The sequence below is a fragment of the Bacillus marasmi genome (assembly GCF_902168435.1).
GTDB classification, from domain to species: Bacteria; Bacillota; Bacilli; order Bacillales; family Cytobacillaceae; genus Bacillus_BU; species Bacillus_BU marasmi.
In genome coordinates this window covers 110,335-131,091 of record NZ_LR656177.1, presented here as the reverse complement: position 1 = coordinate 131,091, position 20,757 = coordinate 110,335, and the positions used below count along the sequence as shown (strand labels likewise).

The 20,757-nt window shown below is 35.8% G+C and carries 17 protein-coding genes and 1 pseudogene; 3 read left to right on the top strand and 15 right to left on the bottom strand.

What is annotated here, in order from left to right; all coding sequences use genetic code 11:
- Positions 1–16 precede the first annotated feature (16 nt).
- Together FXW34_RS17895 and FXW34_RS17890 are read left to right on the top strand one after the other, a co-directional pair.
- Positions 17–1,849, top strand: a complete 1,833-nt coding sequence (locus FXW34_RS17895; protein WP_147535418.1) for a PilX N-terminal domain-containing pilus assembly protein — start codon at positions 17–19, stop codon at positions 1,847–1,849.
- 98 nt (positions 1,850–1,947) lie between these two features.
- On the top strand, positions 1,948–3,408 hold the full coding sequence (locus FXW34_RS17890; protein WP_147535417.1) for a hypothetical protein: 1,461 nt from the start codon (positions 1,948–1,950) through the stop codon (positions 3,406–3,408).
- Between the two features lie 67 nt (positions 3,409–3,475).
- On the opposite strand, the gene FXW34_RS17885 is transcribed toward FXW34_RS17890, so the two are convergent.
- The 5 genes from FXW34_RS17885 to FXW34_RS23605 all read right to left on the bottom strand — a co-directional run bounded on the left by FXW34_RS17885 (position 3,476) and on the right by FXW34_RS23605 (position 9,140).
- Complete coding sequence (locus FXW34_RS17885) at positions 3,476–5,767, bottom strand: methyl-accepting chemotaxis protein (RefSeq protein WP_147535416.1); 2,292 nt, start codon at positions 5,765–5,767, stop codon at positions 3,476–3,478.
- Positions 5,768–5,783: 16 nt separating this feature from the next.
- Complete coding sequence (locus FXW34_RS17880) at positions 5,784–6,275, bottom strand: chemotaxis protein CheW (RefSeq protein WP_147535415.1); 492 nt, start codon at positions 6,273–6,275, stop codon at positions 5,784–5,786.
- A gap of 581 nt (positions 6,276–6,856) precedes the next feature.
- A complete protein-coding gene (flaG, locus tag FXW34_RS17875; RefSeq protein WP_246141161.1) occupies positions 6,857–7,243 on the bottom strand; it encodes a flagellar protein FlaG in 387 nt (128 codons plus the stop codon).
- Positions 7,244–7,416: 173 nt separating this feature from the next.
- Positions 7,417–7,617, bottom strand: a complete 201-nt coding sequence (locus FXW34_RS17870) for a YjfB family protein (RefSeq protein ID WP_147535414.1) — start codon at positions 7,615–7,617, stop codon at positions 7,417–7,419.
- A 50-nt stretch (positions 7,618–7,667) separates the two neighbouring features.
- Entirely contained in the window at positions 7,668–9,140 is a 1,473-nt protein-coding gene (locus FXW34_RS23605; protein ID WP_147535413.1) for a flagellin, read from the bottom strand.
- Between the two features lie 184 nt (positions 9,141–9,324).
- Between FXW34_RS23605 and FXW34_RS23735 the strand changes: the two genes are divergently transcribed.
- On the top strand, positions 9,325–9,630 hold the full coding sequence (locus tag FXW34_RS23735) for a hypothetical protein (RefSeq protein ID WP_147535412.1): 306 nt from the start codon (positions 9,325–9,327) through the stop codon (positions 9,628–9,630).
- Between the two features lie 520 nt (positions 9,631–10,150).
- Here FXW34_RS23735 and glf read toward each other — a convergent pair.
- The 10 genes and pseudogenes from glf to FXW34_RS17805 form a co-directional block, all read right to left on the bottom strand.
- On the bottom strand, positions 10,151–11,251 hold the full coding sequence (glf, locus tag FXW34_RS17855) for a UDP-galactopyranose mutase (RefSeq protein WP_147535411.1): 1,101 nt from the start codon (positions 11,249–11,251) through the stop codon (positions 10,151–10,153).
- A gap of 29 nt (positions 11,252–11,280) precedes the next feature.
- The gene (locus tag FXW34_RS17850) at positions 11,281–11,961 is read right to left on the bottom strand and encodes a class I SAM-dependent methyltransferase (protein WP_147535410.1); all 681 of its coding nucleotides are present in this window, start codon (positions 11,959–11,961) and stop codon (positions 11,281–11,283) included.
- 26 nt (positions 11,962–11,987) lie between these two features.
- A complete protein-coding gene (locus tag FXW34_RS17845; RefSeq protein ID WP_147535409.1) occupies positions 11,988–14,879 on the bottom strand; it encodes a glycosyltransferase family 2 protein in 2,892 nt (963 codons plus the stop codon).
- A gap of 66 nt (positions 14,880–14,945) precedes the next feature.
- A pseudogene (locus tag FXW34_RS23645) lies at positions 14,946–15,059 on the bottom strand (flagellin); the annotation flags it as partial.
- Between the two features lie 348 nt (positions 15,060–15,407).
- Positions 15,408–16,121, bottom strand: a complete 714-nt coding sequence (locus FXW34_RS17835) for a flagellin N-terminal helical domain-containing protein (protein WP_147535408.1) — start codon at positions 16,119–16,121, stop codon at positions 15,408–15,410.
- An 82-nt stretch (positions 16,122–16,203) separates the two neighbouring features.
- Positions 16,204–16,551, bottom strand: coding sequence for a carbon storage regulator (locus FXW34_RS23185; RefSeq protein ID WP_222705334.1), 348 nt, complete (start codon positions 16,549–16,551; stop codon positions 16,204–16,206).
- A 199-nt stretch (positions 16,552–16,750) separates the two neighbouring features.
- Positions 16,751–18,250, bottom strand: coding sequence for a flagellar filament capping protein FliD (gene fliD / locus FXW34_RS17820; protein WP_147535407.1), 1,500 nt, complete (start codon positions 18,248–18,250; stop codon positions 16,751–16,753).
- 237 nt (positions 18,251–18,487) lie between these two features.
- A complete protein-coding gene (locus tag FXW34_RS17815) occupies positions 18,488–19,348 on the bottom strand; it encodes a flagellar hook-basal body protein (protein ID WP_147535406.1) in 861 nt (286 codons plus the stop codon).
- 26 nt (positions 19,349–19,374) lie between these two features.
- On the bottom strand, positions 19,375–20,256 hold the full coding sequence (locus tag FXW34_RS17810; protein WP_147535405.1) for a flagellar hook-basal body protein: 882 nt from the start codon (positions 20,254–20,256) through the stop codon (positions 19,375–19,377).
- Between the two features lie 45 nt (positions 20,257–20,301).
- Positions 20,302–20,733: a flagellar basal body-associated FliL family protein gene (locus FXW34_RS17805; protein WP_147535404.1), complete on the bottom strand. Its 432-nt coding sequence runs from the start codon at positions 20,731–20,733 to the stop codon at positions 20,302–20,304.
- Positions 20,734–20,757 lie beyond the last annotated feature (24 nt).

Here is a 20,757-nt window from a genome sequence, read left to right as displayed (position 1 = left end):
AAAAGAGGTGTGTTTCGTGAAGCTTAACGAAAAGGGGTCATCCCTTATTCAGGTTTTGTTAGTCATACTGGTGTTTACAGTTCTCGGATTAGCGTTAATGGGAAGTGTATTAGGTGAAAACAAGCGAACACATGCGACTGAATCGAATATGCAGGCACGTTACTTAGCAGAAAGTGGACTGACTTATTTTGAGCAGGATTATAAGAATTTTATAGATGAAGAAAGTCGTAATCATGAACCTATCAACTTTTATAAGTTTAATGAGTACTTATCACTAAACTTCCTCGCTAATTATAAGAATGGTATGAACGTTAAACCTACAACTGCTGATAGCAAGAACGAGCAAATTACAGTATCTGCATGTATTGTAGGACCAAATGGAGTTTGTATGTCAGATACTGAGGTTATTACATCAGACCCAAACGATTTAAGGATCCAAGTTACGAGTAACGGAATCATCCGTGATTCAAACAATAATATAAAAAGCCATTCGAAATTAATTGGCTATTATAAGCCAGAAATCAGTATCGATAAGTACACTGCTGAAATTGCCGATTTTGAAGAAGATGGCAAAGCGATTGATTTTTCGGAAGTTAAAGCAGTCGGGGTTGATTTGAATACTACCAAATTGCTAGGAGTTACCAAACCCCTCTTTGATGTATTAAATGCTGTACTCGGTCTACTTGGTCTAGACCATTTACAGCTAACAGTTACAGCTGAATTACTACAACAAGATTTATTGGAAGCTGGACTGCTCCTAAATCTTGGCGATGTCATTAATGCTGATGTCATCAATCTACCTGGAAATGAGGATAAATTTTATCGTGTTCCAAGCGATAATGTTGTTGGGGTAAATGCTCTTGGTCCAGTTTTAAACTTAGAAATTCCAGACCTTAGCAATAAAGAAACACGAAATACTTTTGAAACAATGGAAAAACATCGAGTTATTGCTACCGGCGAAGGCGAAATTGCCAATTTAGAAGTATTAAAGGATGAAAAAGGGACTCTGCTAAACGCAAATGTCCTCGATCTCAAAACAGAGAACAATCTCAACGTAAAGATTGACGGCTATAATAACTTCTTCCAGGCTTTGGGGATTCCGTTAATTAATAGTTACTTTGATATTGAGTTTAAAAAATTAGCAGTGATGGGAAACGTTGTTATTCAACAGGACAGATATGGCGCTGTCCAGGATATTGATAGAAGTATTTCTAATATAAAGCTAACTGATTTAATCTTCCCATGGAATTGGGAGAATTTGAATCCATACGGTGTTCGCAGAAGATTCACCTTTGATGAAGGTTTGTTTGTAAATAAGTCCCTTATTATCGGCGGAAAATATAGCAAAACCGGTAACAACCTTATGCTGCGCGGCGATATGGTCGCAATGAAAGACCTCCACATTTCCGATGTCAATTTACAATTTGGGGACACAGATAAAAATCAGGCAGTACTATCGAATGATGAGCGTAATTCCGATTTTTATATTCATAATAATGCGATGATTAAACAATCAGCTTGTATTAATCCTAAAGATAAAACGAAATATGGAATGCGGATATTCTCAAAGGGCACGATCACGATTGAAAACAACCCATCTTGCAGTACGTACGAAGGACTCTTTTATGCAAGAAAAGGAATTAATATTAAAACAAATGGAAAGCCGATTACGATTAACGGGGCTTTACTCGGCGACGTGAAGATTGATGGAGTACCACTTGACGAATATAAACATAAAGGAACTCTCTTTAAATATAACGTTAATCCTAATTACCCATTCTTATATCATGTTTATCTAAACAAAACAGAACTAACAAACTTAGGACGGACAATGGATAAAAGCAATTAATAAAGCTAATAACAACAGCTTTATCTACTTAACTACTAGAATAATGCAATTGATGACAGACACCCAGTTAGTAATAATAACGAAATGAGGTGTTGCTCATGATACGCAATGAAAAAGGTTCCTCGTTAATTCAAGTTTTGTTGGTCATAATAGTGTTTTCAGTATTAGGATTGGCATTGATGGGGAATGTAATTGGGGAAAATAAGCGGACATATAAGACGGAATCAAATATGCAGGCGCGTTATTTGGCCGAAAGTGGATTGACATATGTTGAGAAGGACTTTAAAAGATTTATTGACAATGAAACAGATTTTAATTCTATTAGTTTTCATAATTTTAAAGAGCATTTACAAACAAATTTCCTATCAAAATATCCGACAAGTGAAGGACTTACTGTTGGTGATCCTTGGAGTGATTCAAATCAAAAAGAAATTAAGGTTAAAGTAGCGCTAGAGGGTGTTGACACCATTAAAGTTACAAGTACAGGCAGAGATTCGTTATCTACTGAAACTCTAGTTGGAACTTATAAAATCAGTCAGATTGCGGAAATTGAACATCCTCCTTTCCCAACACCAAATTATGACGGTTTAGCAATTGATTTTACAAAAAAGGATGCAGTTGGTTTAGATTTATTATCATTATTAGGCTTAGACTTAATCGACCCTACAGGTAGTGATAAATCTTATTACAATGTACCAGCTGACCGAGCAATTGGTGCTAGTGTTCTCTTTGACTTGATTGGTGCAAATCTTTTAAGTACTCAACCGTTTAAAACGATGGAAGAAAAAGAAGTTATCGCAACGAGACAGGGAGAAATATTAGGTGTAGACCTTTTAAAAGGAAAAAAAGCTACTTTGTTAACTGTTAATGTTCTTAGTTTCAAGGATGAATACGACACAAATGTTGTAATCGACGGAGGATACACAGCCTTAGGACTACTTGGGATCGAATTTAATGATTATCGAAACATCAACTTTAAAAAATTAGCAGTCATTGGGAATGTAATAATTAAACAAGATAAGAAAGGGTTTCTTTTTGGAAAGGATTTTGCTGATTCAAGAACTTTCACATTTCAAGAAGGGTTGCATGTTCATAAATCGCTTATCATAGGTGGTTTTCAAGGGGAAGATTTGAAAAGTAAATTAATACTTAACGGAGATATGATGGTGATGAAGGATTTATATATTAACTATACAGACCTTCAATTCGGGGACAGCATCACTAATGATAAAATTTATGTTCAAAACAATGCAGAAATTAAAAAAGCTTGTATTAATAAAGAGCTTACTAATAAAAATAAATTTAGTCTCTTAGCAAAAGGAAATATCAGTTTAATTAACAATAATTCCTGTAGCGAGTACAAGGGACTATTTTATTCAGATAAAGATATTATCATTACAACTAACAACCAGCCAATGACAATAAAAGGTGCATTGATCGGTAATGTTAAGGTCGACTATCCTGAAAAATTAACCTATATTCCAGATTCTCAATATTATGGCTATGTAAAATTGAAGGAAATCAAATTAGTTCCAAAGGGACGAACTTTTAATAAATAATTGAATTGGAAAAGCACTGGTCACTTGTTGAACTGCACCAGTGCTTTTCATTTATACTTGTACAAATCTAATGCGTATACTTCCCAAATTCATTATCACTCAATACGATTCTTTTGGGATTAGCGCCCTCGGTTTCTGAATATGTGTTTGTAGATTCTTGATTGTAATGGTTTTGGTCTTGATGATAATTTGAATTTTGGAAGGTTTGATGATTTCTTAGCTTGAATTTTGTGACTTGGTTTTTGAGCATTTCTGCTTGTGATGCTAGTTCTTCGCTGGCCGCTGCTCCTTCTTCAGAGGTTGAAGAGTTGGTTTGAACGACTTGAGATACTTGTAAGATACCTTGATTTACTTGAGAAATGCCCATTGCTTGCTCATTTGATGCGGCTGCAATATCCCCGACTAGATTGGTTACCTGGGCCACCCCATCCACAATCTTCTTCAACGCTTCCGCTGTTTGATTCGCGATATTGGTTCCATCTTGAACCTTGTTTATCGAACCTTCGATTAAATCGGTTGTTTCCTTTGCTGCGTTTGCTGAGCGTGCAGCTAAATTCCGAACCTCTTCTGCCACTACAGCAAAGCCTTTACCATGTAGACCGGCCCGGGCAGCTTCAACGGCTGCGTTCAACGCCAGAATATTCGTTTGGAAGGCTATGTCATCAATTACTTTAATGATTTTTGAAATATTAGTAGAGGCATTATTAATTTCGGCCATTGATTTCAGCATTTCGTTCATTTGCTCATTCCCGTGCTCCGCATTCAGCTTTGCTTTTTCGGCAAGTAGATTTGCTTGATCGGCATTAGCAGCATTTTGCTTCGTTTGCGAAGAAATTTCTTCAAGTGATACAGTTAATTCCTCAATCGAAGCAGCTTGTTCAGTTGCTCCTTCAGACAAGGCCAAGCTAGAATCTGATACCTGTCTTGAGCCCGCGGCTACCTGTTGGGCAGCTTTATTAATTTCCTGCATAATGTTATTTAGCGATTGAATGATGTTATTAATTGATGATTTGATTTCGCCAAAATCACCACGGTATTCTCTTGTAATGCCAACAACAAGATTTCCATTCGTCATTTCTGTTAATACACTCGAAATTTCTGTCACATAAGATGATAGAGTTTCGATACTGTCGTTCAAAGCATGCTTGATTTTTGCATGGTCGCCTTTATAATTACCTTTAACGCTTACCTTTAAATTACCTTTTGACATTTCATCGAGTACAGCGGCTGCTTCTTGGACTGGTTCAATTATCGCATCAATTAATCCGTTTAGGCCTTTGATAACTGCAGCCCAGTCACCATGGAATTTGCTTACATTTCCTCTTTCGGTTAATTTCCCTTCTTTAGAAGCTTCTATTAAAATATTAATTTCTGAGCTGACATCTTTAAGATTTTTTCGTAACGCTTCAAGATTGTCATTTATAAATGCTTTTTTGCCTGGAAACTTCTCAAGCTCCGCATCAAAGTTACCTTGGGCAAATTCTGCGACACAGGCCATTGCCTTCTTTTTCACAATAATATGGTTCTTAACCATACTGTTTACACCATTGGCCACTTCCTTATAAGCACCTTGGAATTTATCTTCTGGGACAAACACATCGATATCCCCGGCGTCATGCTGAGCTGACATTGTAGTCATTTCTTCTAGCAAATTTTTCACATTTGCTCTTAGACCTTCGACTGCGTCATTAACAAAGGCTTTCTTTCCTGGAAATTGCTGAAGTTCTTTATCGAAGTCCCCTTTAGAAAACGCTTCAATTACCTTCATTAATATTTGCATTTCCGTTTTAATATCAATTGATAAATTATTTATGCCTATTGATAGCGTTTTATACGACCCCTGAAATTTTTCTGTTGGTATAAGTTCATCAATTTCACCCTCACGATATGCCTTAGCCATATGCTCTGTTTCCTGAATAAACGAACGCATCGTTTCCATAACAGTCTTCACGCTTTTTGAAAGCAGATCATGTTCAGATTGGACCTTAACCTCAACATCGAAATCACCTTTTGCAATTTTATCAGCGACTTCCGACTGAGTTCTGATATTGCCAGCAATCTTATCAAGCGACAATATCAATGGACTCAATTCAGCATCGTTAATATCTTCAAAATTTACATTCACATCGCCTTTAGTAATCTTTTCTGCCGCATGGACCACCCTACGAAACGGATTGCGAATTGAACTGCTAATCACACTACTTAAGACAATTCCTACTATTAAAAGTACGCCAATTAAAGTTAATAATAACGGGGTGTCCAATCCACCATAATAGCCGACAATTCCAGCGACAAAAATCATAATGAAAAATCCAGCAAATATCTTACCGCTTAGCTTCATATTAATAGAGCTTTCCATTCCCCTTGCCTCCCTACTAGACCTTTAACAGATTTTCTGCATCATCTTCGTTGAGGAGTTTATTACAGTCGAGCAATAGCTTCACATCATTGCCGGTCTTTCCGATTCCCTTTATGTATTTATAGCCTGTTTTGTTCACGTCTGGTGGAGGCACCACTTCCGTTTCTGGTATCGATAGGACCTCTGAAACACTATCAACAATGAGTCCAATCGTGATATCCTCATTTTCGATTACCACCACGCAGGTCCGATCATTGTATTCTTTAAATGGCTTCCTAAAACGGAGTCTTACATCCATAACAGGAATAATTTTTCCACGCAAATTAATAATTCCCCGAATATACTCGGGTAACTCAGGTACCTCAGTCACCGGCTGTAAGCCAATAATTTCCGTGACATACTCAATTTCAATTCCGTACGTTTCATTCCCAAGCACAAAAATGAGAAACCTGTTCTTCAGCGTATCACCTTCCACTTCCAATAATTCGGGATCCATTGCTTCGCTCATTTGCTAGACCTCCTTTTATTCAGTTTGCTTCATTGAAAACGGTTTGGATAAGGTTCAAGTTCTGGTGTGGTGGGATGTGTGTTTTTCTGGTGGAGGGTTATAGTGTTTTGTGAGTTTGAAGAATTCTTTGGGTGCAAAAATAAATATTTTTATAGATTGGGTAAAATCAAACAATTATATAGTGAAACTTCCATCAGTGGGTGGCATTATACCCACTTATGGTTAGCTGAACTTAATCGGACATTTACGGGCAGTTTATCTGCCATAATTTTCTATATTTAATATAATCCTTGAAGTGGGGGATTTACTGCCCGTTGATGTGGGATAAATTTATTATATCGATAAAACTTTGTTATGTAAAATAATGGTGGGATATTTAAAAATTTAGACAAAAAAACAAGACCGCCTTGGCCTTGTTTAATTTAATATAATGTTAATCTCCGCTCCAGGCACTTCGCTTTCCGCGGGCGGTGCAGGAAGCCTCCTCGTCGCTTCGCTCCTGCGGTGTCTCCCTATGCCCTTTGCTCCCGCAGGAGTCTTCGTGCCTTCCGCTCCGTTATCAATTTGTAAAAATTATTACATTATGCCTTCCGGTCCACGAGTAATCCGAGATAATCGGTCATGGCAGCGTACATGTCTAATAGTTTTTTCGAAGGAATTTCTTTAATGACTTCATTGGTCTGGTCATCAACGATTGAAACATAATATTCCTTTGCCCCATCATGAAATTCGAACTTCAAATGGGAATTTGAGGCCTTCAAAAATTCATTTAAGCCATTAATCACTTTTTCGGTTTGTTCCTTTGAATTCTGCTGGCTCGATTCCTCTTTATCTTTGGACATTTCCTTAGTCTTAACGATTCGTTCGACCTTATCAACCGGCTTCGCCTGATATCCACTTGGGACATTACCAGGCATTCCTGCCACATGATTATTATTCGTACCAGAAATAGACAACCTATCTGACATCGCTCATCTCCACCTCCTATGCACAATCACTCTATTTAAAATTATCGGTTGGGGTGGGGGAAAGTTTATGATATATAATGAACAATTTATGAGATAAATTATTTCAAGCATACCCTGCAAATAATAACCTGAAGCACTAAATACAATCAACGAAAATTACATTCAAGCACCGTTCAGATTAATACATCAATATTTGTACCTAGATTCGGTTGGTCAATCCGTTGAATGTTTGAAACATTACTAACGCCTAATAACTTTTGAAGTGCGTCTCCTTGCTGTTCAACATTCCCCATTGCCATTTTCATAACAGACATGGAAGCTTGTTGTTGTACTTGTCCTTGGCTTAGTGCAATCGACATTTTTGCAATATCCATATAAGCACATCCTTATATTTTACTATGAGAATTGGAACGTAAAAAATTATTTATCGAAGAAGCTGTAAAACGGCTTGAGGTTGCTGATTTGCTTGTATCAGCATTGCTTGAGCAGACTGAGATAGAATTGAATTTTTGGCTTGCGCCATTACTTCTTTTGCCATGTCTGAATCACGAATACCTGATTCTGCTGCGGTTATATTAATACCATAATTTGAAATATTATTCTGGATGTGCTCTAATGCATTTTGATAGGCTCCCAATTTACCTCGTTGAGAAGAAATCATCTTGATTGCTTCATCTATTAATGTGATTGCTTCTTGAGCTTTATCAGCTGGATTAATAGATAGTGTAGCTATTTTTAATTTATCTGTACGAGCATCAAATAACTCAATCAAAAAAGAGTCACCAGAATTTGCTCCAACTTGTAGAGTGATTGGTGGCATATTTTCCAATTCTTCTTTATTGCCAGAATCAACAATAATACTAGAAGCTAGCGAGCTTAATTGAGACGAAAAGTCACCATAAATATCCATATATGTACCACCGGTTGGGGTGGTTAGCCGATCTAATTGCGTGGCAATCCCTGAAGCAGTTGATGAAACTACATGTAATTTAATATTATTTGTTTTTAACAAATTGGCAACGTCATCTATATCATAGCTCGATTGCCCATCCCCACCGTCACCATCAGTTGCGTTGTCATGGACAGGTGCATCTGTAACTAAAATAAATTGTTTAGTCGCATCCTCCCGGAAGGAAAAGCTTAATGCACCATTGGTTGGGTCAGCAATACCTTCTAGTCCAGATTCCTCCGTATCGCCTCCGCCAATTGCTGGAACACTTCCAATATATGTTTTGAAAACTTCTACGTCCGTAACAAAGTCTTTTTTCTCAACCCACTCACCATTTTCAGATGGTGATATATCGCCATATGTAACTAAACCTAACCTAACATCTACTCCCTCATCTTTCATTTTATTAACAAAGCTTTCAATGTTATTTTTTACATTTGCGATTGGTGATCCCATGCTCCCCGTATTATCAATAATAAAAATAATATCTGATTTACCTGGAACAGTAACTGGTGGAGTTTCAATAATTGGTGGTCTAAGGATTTTAATACTATTAAATTCAGTATTATTTGCAATATCATCTATTCCTAATTTTATTTGGTCAATTTCTGTTTGTATTGCTCCCCTATCTTCTGCGGTAAGTGTATCATTAGCTGCTTGTATTGCTAATTCCCTTATTCTTTGTAAATTGGGATTTTGAATTTGTCCAAGAGCTGCGTCTGCACTCTGAATAAGAGATATGCCATCCTGAATGTTTTTATTCGCTTGTTCAGTTCCTCGGATTTGTGCTCTCATTTTTTCCGAAATAGCCAAACCTGCTGCGTCATCAGCAGCTTTATTTATACGTAAGCCAGATGCTAACTTTTCGATTGCATTTGTATTGCTTTTGTTGTTTTTTGTTAATTTATTTATTGTATTTAATGCTGCTAAATTATGATTAATGATCAAGATATCACCTTCAATAAAAAGACTTTTTACCTATATTTTGGTATCGGTAATATCTAGGAAAAATTTAGCAAATTCTATGGGATTTATTAGTAATAAAACAAATTTTTTCATATTCTCGTCAAAATATTATTCGTAAGTAGTATGAAATGTTATAATAGAACAAACATTCTATGTAGGTGATATTATGTTTTCTTTAAGTTCTATACCTGAAGAAATTAAACATATGATTACCGGAAAGTTGTTAGGGGATGGCTGCATTACAAAACAAAGAGGAAGAAAACCTCGATTTCAATTTATTCATTCTAAAAATGATAGTGAATGGTGTTTTTTCTGTTTTGAAAAATTAACCTCTACTCTTCCACTAGCACGTCCCTTTTATAAGAAAGTAATGGATAGTAGAACTGAAAAGGGCTACACCGAGTGCTACCAAGTGCAATCTCAGACCGACCAGTTTATAACATTCCTTGAGCAGGTGTGTTATAACAATTGAAAGTGAATTTGCGGTTTATCATATAGAATAATCCAATTTTGAGAGTCTAATTTAAAGTTTAGGAGCAAATTTCGAGTCAATAGCGCAATGAGGTTCATATGTCATTTCATTAAATTGGTTCTACTTTATCCATGTGTATATTTATGAAGAGGAGATTCATTTCAATTCATTACAACAACAATGATAATAATGGAACAACTATTTACCTACTTAGGACAGTTTGGGAGGATAGCGAGTATACTATCCCCCATAATGAGAATCAAATCTAGATTTGTGCTAATAAAATTCTTTTTTCAAACACCTTGAACTTCTACCTTGTTAACACAGTAAAAGTTTTACGAGGTCCATGTCATCTCAATCTTGATGATCACCCCCGAATAAACTAAAGTATAATACTATAGTTTTTAACAGCAGAGCCCCAATAGATGATGCATGCTAGAAAGCTTTCTATGACGTTTTAATCATCAACCATGTCATTTTCTATTTTTTTAACCCTTTCTACCTTTTTGCTCTTTTATTACTAACTAAATTCTTTTTTAACAGACTCTAGCGCAGAAACAATCACTTGATGCATATCAAAATATTTATATAATCCTAATCTCCCCCCAAAAATCACATTCTTCTCTTGTTTTGCTAGCTCTTCATATTTTATATATAAATTATTATTTTTTTCATCATTAATTGGATAATATGGCTCTTTACCAGATTCCCAATCTAGAGGATATTCTTTTGTAATAATTGTCTTTTCTTGGGTGCCAAATTCAAAATGTTTATGCTCTATTATTCGAGTATAAGGGGTTACGTTATCAGTATAATTAACTACTGCATTTCCTTGGTAATTGTTGATTTCATGTAAAACCTTTGTTTCAAATTTAAGACTTCTATATTCAAGCACTCCATAATTAAATTCGTAATATTGATCAATCATCCCAGTAAAAACAATTTTATGAGCGAGTTTTGAGAGTTCATATCTATTTTGAAAGAAATCAACACTTAATCTCTTTTCACTATTCATAAGCATCTTTTCAATAATTGCGGTGTATCCACCAATTGGTATTCCTTGATATTTGTCATTAAAATAATTATTATCATAAGTAAAGCGTACTGGAATTCTTCTGATAATAGCTGCAGGTAATTCTTTAGCAGGCCTTCCCCATTGCTTTTCTGTATAACCTTTAATTAACTTTTTATAAATATCTGTTCCAACTAAAGAAATTGCTTGTTCTTCAAGATTTTTAGGAGTAATAACCCCAGCCCTTTTTCTTTGTTCTTCAATAACCTTCCTTGCTTCATTTGGTGTTGAAACACCCCATAATTTATTAAAAGTATTCATATTAAATGGTAGATTGTATATTTCTCCATTAAAATTTGCTATAGGTGCATTAGTATATCTGTTAAACTCGCCAAATTGATTGATATAATCCCAAACCTTTTTATTATTAGTATGAAAAATATGAGCTCCATACTTATGAACATTAATATCTTCTATTTTCTCAGTATATAAATTACCACCAATATGATCCCTTTTATCAATTACTAAACAAGTCTTTCCTCTTTGTGTAGCCTCATAAGCAAACACAGCACCAAATAAACCAGCGCCAACTATTAAATAGTCATACATTATAATGCTCCTATAATTTTAATTTCAATTTATAGTATTCTTACTCCTACTTGCTCATGGTAACGATTATACCCTATATATTCAAATTTACTTTTGCTCTCAGCAATAAACTCTTCAAAAGCCTTATATTCTCCATTTTTCCAATTTGGATAATTAAAGTACTCATCAAATACAATTACTGTCCCAGATTGTATTTTGCCTTTTAGAAATTTAAATATTGTTTTAGTTGATGTATACAAATCACAATCAATGTGGATAAATGCACAATTGTTTTTATGATTTTCAGTAAACTTTGGTAAAGATTCCTCAAACCATCCATTAATTAATTCAACGTTATAATTTACACTTGGAAGTGTTCCCAACTGAAATACTCCTTTAGGAAAACCATCTCTCCAATCTTCTGGTAAACCCTCAAATGAGTCAAATCCATAAACGGTCTCTTCTACTTTAGATGAAATAAAATTAATCGTTTCACCTTTATACACCCCAAATTCAATAAATAAGCCTTTTAGGACCACCAAATCAATTGCATATTCTAATAGCTCTTCTTTAGTAGCAAAAGATCTCACATTATTCATTCTCTCTTCAACAAAACTTGCTGTTTCTTTTAATGCTTTTCTTTGTAATTCACGTTCTATATTTCTAGCATCATTTTCATGAAATAGATGATTAGCTTTATAAATTATGTTTAATAATTCATTGTAGTCCATCTGCTTATCAAATCCTTTATTAAAATCTAAATATCAAATTTCCTATTTACTAGATATTTGATTATTTCCGATGTTGGTAAGTTAGAGTCTGCTAAACTACTGAAAAGTGATACCCGTATATTTTTTTTAATCATAGTCATAATAAAACGCTCTTCTTCACTTAAAACATGAAAAAGTTCTTTCTCAACGATCTCCATTACCTTTAAATTTTCCACATTATTTTCCTGTGGATTCTTCTGCGAATTTCCTTCAGGATGTATTCTGTAGTAACCAAGTGGCTCTTCTACAAAAACACATTTTGCTCCATTCAGGATAAATCTAATATGTCTCAACCAATCGTGTGCAATTCTCAAACGATAATCTTCAAGACCAAAAAGATGGAATAATTCTCGTTTATAAACCGATCTTGGACTCACATGAGCACCCTTTAAAATAAGTTTTCGTAACATTTCACCATCTGGGAACTGATGATTGGGCCCTTCAAAGAAATGGTTAAATCTTGGATCTCGTGGTTGACCGTAAAGTGTGGTTGTTAATTTACTTGTACCATCTATAACAAATAAATTTGCAAAGCCCAAATCTGCTTGATCCATTTCAATTTCATTAATTACCTTTTCGCAATATTCAGGAAGGTATACATCATCTGCATCAAGAAAAGTTACATATTCACCTTTTGCTTGTAACAAACCATAATTATAGGTATAGTTAGCCCCTCTATTAATTACATTATCAAAAACCTTTACATTTTCTAAATGTGAAAATTTATTTATAATTGCTAATGTATTATCTGAAGACCCATCATTTACGATAATAACTTCTTTTTTATCTATAGTCTGTGTTAACGCAGACTCAATTGTTTCCCTAATGTATTTTCCTGCATTATAAGCCGGAATGATAATTGAAAGTAGAATTCTATCTGATGATAATTCATATTCCTTAACTCTAGTTTTTTTTGCAAAATCTATTTTTTTACATTTAACGTTAAAACCTTGTAGCCACTTGCTATCAGGATAAATTTGTAAGGCTAGTTTTAAAAACTCATCTCTTAATTCATACATTTTTACCTTTTCAGTTAATTCAATCCCATATTTAAAAATACGAAAATCATTTCTATTTTGGTTTATAGCTAGTAATGAGAACTCAATAGCATCATTAATTTCTTCTCTCTTTATAAACTCCTTAATAGTATTCACCATAGCTTCATCATCAAGTTTTTCTAAACTATCTATTTCTTGATAAAAAGAGATTGCAATCTCTTCAAAATGAAGCTTATATAACATATGGCCAATTAACAGATTAATAGATTCATCATAGAACTTCTTTAGCGGTATAAGCGATTCGAATAGTTCGAACTGTTGAAGGAGTACTGCTTTTTCCATAAGAGAAACTAGATAAACTGGATTATTCATCTTTGTATCAATTGACCCTTCTAGTAAAAATGATACAAATAATTTTTCGTCACTATTTGTAATCAAATTACCAAATAACTTCAACAAATTGGTTTCCTTACAGTTTAAAGCAAGGATAAGTAAATCAAAAAAATCAATCCAATTTTGACTTAATAAATCGTTCAAATCATGTATAGATCTATTTTTTATTCTATTATAAGCATCATTGAAATTACCATTAACCAATTCGGATTTCATATTTATTCCTACAATATCTTTTTTGGTATTAATAAACTCACATAAACTTTTTGCTAAATCAATATTATTATTATTCAGTAGTACTTTTATAATTGCCTTAGTTATTTCTTGCCTAGCTGTCCATTTCTGTTTGTCAATAAAGTTCTTTAGTTCTTTGTTGCAATTATATTTCGATAAGATGAATAGAATCCGTGTGATAATTTCTAAGTTAGTTGTATTATATGATAAAGCATGAGAATATTGCTCAATAGCCTTTTCATAGTTTTCTTCACGTTCATATATCATTCCTAAAAATTTATGAGGAATTAATTCTAAATAATCTTCACTCAAAATACATTTATCGTAATTATCCTTATTGTTAATAATCTCTATTAATACATCTTTAGCGTCTTCAAATCTAAACTGTGAAATATAAATATTACTCTTTAAACATTGAAAATCAGGGGAATTAGAATACATTTGTTGAGCATCAGCAATCACATCTAGTGCCTCATTATATCTAGTTAACCTAATTAAACAATTAATGATTTGAATTATTGTATAAGGGACCCAAGAATATCCTATATCAGGTTTTTTTATGAATGCTTTTTTATATGCATCTAATGCTTCCTCAATCTTCCCCAAAGACTGCAACTCATTTCCCATATTAAAATAATCAAAACCAGATTCTCCAGACTTCTTCATTTCTGACTCAATTAACATGGTATTCCTTTTATTCTTTTCTTTATTCTTAACCACATAATTTAAATAACCAGAATGATAAACAACAAGACTGGAATCCTTATCTCTTATTAAAGTATCATCAGTTTTTTCTAGTTGCTCATGAATGTCCCTATAATATTTAACCGTTCCATCATTTATATATATTCTAGAATGATGATGTTGAATAATATTTTCACCATAAGATCCAGTGAAGTTAATTATTTTAACAGAAAGAGCATCAATTCTTGACTTTGAGTCAATAATCTCTTTTAAGCTATCAATAGTAGTACATAAATTTTCTCTATCAACGTATTCATCAGCATCTAGAGCTAAAATCCAAACTCCTCTAGCAAACTTTTGAGCAAAGTTACGCGCGTTAGAGAAACTACCATCCCAATTAAAATCATAAATTTTATCAGTATATTTTGAAGCAATTTCTTTAGTGCAATCAGTTGAACCTGTATCAACAATTATTATTTCATCAACTATACCAAAAACAGAATCCAAACATCTTTCCAAAACCTTTTCTTCATTCTTTACGATCATACAAAGTGATATAAAAGGTTGCATAGCATCTCATTCCTTTAGTAATAATAAAAAGATATCGCAACAAAAGTACGATATCTTTTTTTAAAATTAACGAAGTAATTGTAATACTCCTTGAGGCTGCTGATTTGCTTGCGCTAGCATTGCTTGAGCAGCTTGAGAAAGTATAGAATTCTTTGTTTGAGTCATCATTTCTTTCGCCATCGTGCGAACATTTGCTTTCACAAATGACCAGACTATATCTTCACCCTCTAGTAGTCTAGTAGGGGTCGGGCACTTCGGATTCACAATGCTGATGTACATTGTTTCACCTACGGATTTCATCATCATAGCCTAAAGAGCCTTAGATGGTCTATCCTAGTCGTTGAACCTTCTCCACTCTTTCGAGACAGGAGCTTGGCTGCTGATTGCCCATATCTTTCCTTTTTTCAAACCATCACGCTTGTCGTTTCCAACTACGTTGTGGTAAGAAAAGCTCTTAGGGTTTTCCAGCAATTCACCCGATAATGATCTCTAGCCGTTACCAGCTAGGACGACTGTGCTTGTCACTGCCTAAGCAGCTAAAGCATAATCTACGTCACGGATACGAGATTCCGCAGCAGTTAAGTTCTCTGACGAAGTATTTAAATTATTAATAGTATGCTCTAAACGATTTTGGAATGCGCCCATTTTTGAGCGTTCTCCTGAAACTGCCTTAATTGCAGCATCAATTGATGCGATAGCAGTACTTGCAGCAGCATTGGTAGAAACAGAAATTCCATCCAATGTCAATGCGGAAGAGCTCATTGTTCCGATACTAAAATTAATAACCTGTCCACTATTAGCACCAACTTGTAAAGTAATATTAAGTGATCCACCCAACAATGGTTGTGTATTAAATTGAGAATCAGTAGAAATCCGATCAATTTCAGATAGTAACTGATTTAGCTCTTTTTGAATCTCACCACGATCGTCAGTAGTATTAGTGTCATTCCCACCTTGTACAGCTAATTCTCGCATACGTTGAAGAATATCGTGTGTTTCATTTAAAGCCCCTTCCGCAGTGGCTATCAACGATATTGAATCCTGTGCATTCTTCGAAGCTTGATCTAATCCTCGAATTTGGCCACGCATTTTTTCTGAGATTGCTAGTCCAGCTGCATCGTCTCCAGCTTTGTTAATGCGAAGACCAGAAGCTAATTTTTCCATTGATTTAGATTGATTTGTCGATGCACTAGTCAACTGACGGTGCGTGTTGAGTGCTGCAATATTGTGGTTAATACGCATTGTAAAATCCTCCTTATTTGGATATTAAGTATTATTTTTGAGGGGAAATCCCCTTATATAACAAACCCAGTGGGTCTATTAATTAGATGATAAACACCTTTTCAGGCTCAGTAAGGAAATTGATTTTGCAAAGCTCTTCACGGAAAATACTGATTTCCTTTGGCGCCTCAATTGCAAACCTGAGTAAACCAGATACGGTTTGGAGAATGGTTACTTTGATTGCATCCCCAATAAGAATCGTCTCGATAATTTTCCTTACTTGTTTTTTGACAACATATGTTTTTCGGTGTTGGTGTTTCAACTTTTTGATTCTCAAATGTCTTGGTGCTTCAATCGCAATCCGAGGTTTGGAACCAGCTTGTAGAACAGTCACTTTGATCTCTTCACCAATGATGACGGATTGTCCAATTTCTCTGCCTACAATCAGCATCCTATCCCCTCCTGAGATTCACTTGCTGTATAGTTCTTTTATCGGAGCATTAAAAGAAATGTTTAGTTCATTTTGATACTATTTTCCAAAATCAATCAAATAATTTTGTATTATTTTTATCGGTAACATTTTTAAAAGGTTTAATAAAAAAGCAAAAAAATAGCCATCCCGATTGGAATGACTAGTTGATTTATAATTTTCACATTCCTATTTGCTGCGAAAGCCATGAACTTTGTGAGTTCATTTTTGATAGCGCACTTTCCATAGCGGTGAATTTTTTCCAAAGTCTAGCTTCGTAATCGGTAACTCGTCTTTGTTCTCTTGTGATGTTAGCTTCAATCGATTTTAGTTGTTTCGCCATAAAGCTTTGCGTATCGACCTTGGAATTTGGTGATCCAGCTAGTTCCCCAAGCTGGGAAATGGCAACATTTAAACGTTCATATATTCTCCAACCAAAACCACTTTGATCATGTACAGTCCTATCCTTAGTAGTTGAATTTACACCACTTGCTTCCGAGCCAATAGCTGTAAACATTTTCTTTACATCTTCTAAATTGGTTTCCAAGACGCCCTTAAATTTGGTTTCGTCAAGGATGATTTTTCCTTTGTCGATATATTCTTTGGAGAAATCTAGTCCAATTTCCTTTAATGAATCAAAATTTGTGGATACTCCTGAACTTTTCACCATAGTTGAAAGGCTGTTTCGCATTTCATTCAGGACACTTTTTATGGTTGAATCATTTTGGAGTAAGCCGCTTCTCGCTTTTTCTTCCCACAGCTTAATATCGTTTTCCTTCATATCCTTTTTCTGTTCATCTGTTAATGGTGGAAAGTCACGATATTTCTTTTGAGTAAGGCGACCATTTAAATCAGCAATCAATTCGTTGTACTTATCGACAAAGGTTTTGATGTTATCAAAGATTCCTGAGGTGTCACTAGTAATTTGCACTGATACACTTTTGTCTGCTGTAATTGGCTCTTTGATGTTAAAGGCAATACCATCATAAGTGAATTTATTAGAAGAAACGTTAATTCTGTTACCATCTATGATAATATAGCCTGTCTCAGCTTTCTTTCCTATTCCACTTTTGTTAGATAAGCCAAGATTGTTCGTCCCAACTGATAAATTTACATTAGCTGCTTCACCTGTATCTGTTGATGTGAGGACCAATGAACCACCAACATTTGCTGCTTTTACTTTTGTTGAAATTTCTGGTTCTGCTATTTCCGTACGCTTATTGATTTCAGAGACAACCTCGTCGAGCGTCATGTCTTTTTTTAGTGTAATCGGAACTTCATTGAGTGTAATGGTAGTATCCGCATCAACCTTTGTCCAATTGATATCATAGCTTACCATTGCTGGTTTAGCTGTTGTCGACGGGGCAGCTTCCGTAATGACAAAATCTTTCCTAGAACTTGTCCCTGCAGTTGAGACTTCTATTCTTGAATCACTGGCTGTTACCTTTTGCTTATTAAAGGTTGATTGCAGACGCAAGCCTTCCATTGCTTTGCGGAATTCATCAAGCTTGCGGTTGACGTCGCGATAGGCGTCGCTTTTCCAGGTGGCAGTTGTTTTGTTTGCGATCATTTTGTTTAGGCGGGCACTTTGGGCTGCGACTAGTTTATCAACGATTTCTTCGGTATTCATTCCGGAGGCGAGACCTGTCACTCTTAATGGATCATTATTTATTGCTGACACAAGTAGCACTCCTTTCCTTATTAATTGTTTGCTATCGAAATAGAATGTTGATTTCCGCTCCAGGCACTTCGCTTTCCGCGGGCGGTGCAGAGAGCCTCCTCGGCGCTTTGCGCCTGCGGGGTCTCCCTATGCCCTTTGCTCCCGCAGGAGTCTTCGTGCCTTCCGCTCCAATCAACTTCTCACAAAATGAACTTTTTGGAAAAACCTATACTACTTCTAAGCACCCTTCAAACATCACTAAGATTTTATAATCCCATTCGCAATTCCTAGCATTTGGTCGGCGTAGGTCATGGCTCGGGCGTTTAGTTGGAAGCCACGTTGCGTTAGTAATAGTTCGGTCATTTCGGTTGCTAGGTCGACGTTTGAGGCCTCTAGATAGCCTGATGTTACTGAAATTTCATTGACGCCCATTGCTCTGACAAAGTTGGCTTGGTTTGTTCCATTCGGTAATGCGGCTGGATCGAACGAATATTGATTGCCGCCTAGATTTTTTAGCAAGTTCGGATTTTGAATGTCGACGATGCCGACTCGTTGCGCGGAGATAAAGTCACCGCTGACAGTGTTTTTATTTTTCAAAAAGATTTGGCCATTGCTTTGAATTTGCACTTCGTGTTGGTCGTTCAAGACGATTGGATTTCCGTTTTGGTCTAACAGATAGCCGCCATTTGGATGAACTAGATTATAGGTACCCGGGGTATCACTGTTTGGACTTATCTGGAAGTTTCCGTCACGAGTGTATCTTGTTTCGAGTGCTCCACCACCGGTTTGTGATGGATACCCGATTTGGAAATAACCGCTGCCATTAATCATCATCGCAAATGGGTTATCGGTTTGCATTGGTGCACCTTGAGTCGTATCCATTTGTGTTAAGCCAGTGCGGGTGCCGTAGCCAACGCGGATTCCGTTTGGTGTTAGGCGACCGACCTCTTGGCCAGCTCCAGCTTGGTTATTGATTTGGTTCGCCAGAATTTCAGTAAAGCTTTGTCGGGTGCGTTTGAAGCCCGGTGTATTCACATTGGCAACATTATTTGATATAGTATCAAGCTTTTGCTGGTATGCGCGCAAAGAGCCTGCCGAGATATTAAGTGAAGTATTCAATTTCGCTTACCTCTTTCTTGATTCTATTAGCCATTGACTTTTCCAACTGAATACAATTGCTGTAGTGATTGATCGTATGCGTTGATGACCTTTTGGTTGGCCTCGTAGCCACGGATGGTTACCATCATGTCGGCCATTGTTTGACCAGCATCAACATTGGATTGCTCAATAAATCCCTGATGAAGGAGCATACCAGGATTAGTGCTTCCAGGGTCGGTAACAAACGGGATTGCGTTATCTGATCCGTAAAGGTTCTCTCCACGACGAATTAGGTTATGCGGATTTTGGACAACAACCATTCCGATTTGCCCAATGTTTCTCGTCCGGGCTGGATCATTTGCGTAAGCTAAAATATTTCCTTGAGTGTCAATTTGCAAATCTTCCTTGGCAATACTATCGGTAATACGAATCGGCTGATGATTGGTGCCGAGAACGCGATAGCCTTCGGGCGTAACAAGATTTCCATTGGAGTCCAAATCAAATTTACCATTACGGGTGTAACCCACTGTTCCATCTGCCATTTGCACCGCGAAAAATCCGGCTGGCTTTACGAGTCTACCATTGATAGTTTGATAGGGAATGCTTGAGTCTTCTATCGCTAGGTCCAAAGCGCCTGATGTTTGGACGAAAGTTCCTTGGCTAAAGTTTGCGATTCGTTCTTGTGTATAGACTCCGCTTGCGATTTCGTTATTAGGTGGATATTGTCCTGATACTTGTCCAGTTCCTGTTGTTCCGTTTTGATTAAAGTCGCGAATTCGCTCTAACAAATGATTCGGAAATGCGCGTAGGATTGGATCATCCTTTTTAAAACCGGGTGTTTGGGCATTGGCGAGATTATTCGTTAATGCCTCTTGCTTTCGCTCCAGTGAAAACATTCCAGACGCTGCGGTATTCAAGCCTCTTAACAAATGCTTCACTCCTCTCTCATTACTTGCATTTATTAATAACGATTTTTATTGAACTAAAAAATCAACAATATAGACGCGGGTTATATAATCCTTGGAATCAAATTCCTTATTCAAATCGTTTTCGATACTTTCTTCTAGCGATTTGAACCCTTTTATGCCGATGACTTCATTTTTTTTCAAGCTATTTATATTTTTAATAATCGTATTTTCGATGCGAAAGTTTAATTTGCTAATTTCTTCTGCTGTTTTTTGTGATTTGGTAACGATTTTGAATTTCGCCTGCATAAAGTTACCGTCTGCTAAATTGGTGGTGATTGGTTTAGTATCTAATGAGATTTCTAATAGCTCTTCTATCGAAACTTCATCTTGATTTTTCGTTTCGCTTGGGGCATTTAACGCAAACCAAACAAAAAATGCTCCGACGCCAATAAAGGTAATACTGCCAATAATCAGTAGCGATTTTTTCAACAAATTCATGGGCACTGCCCCTTATCCTGTAAT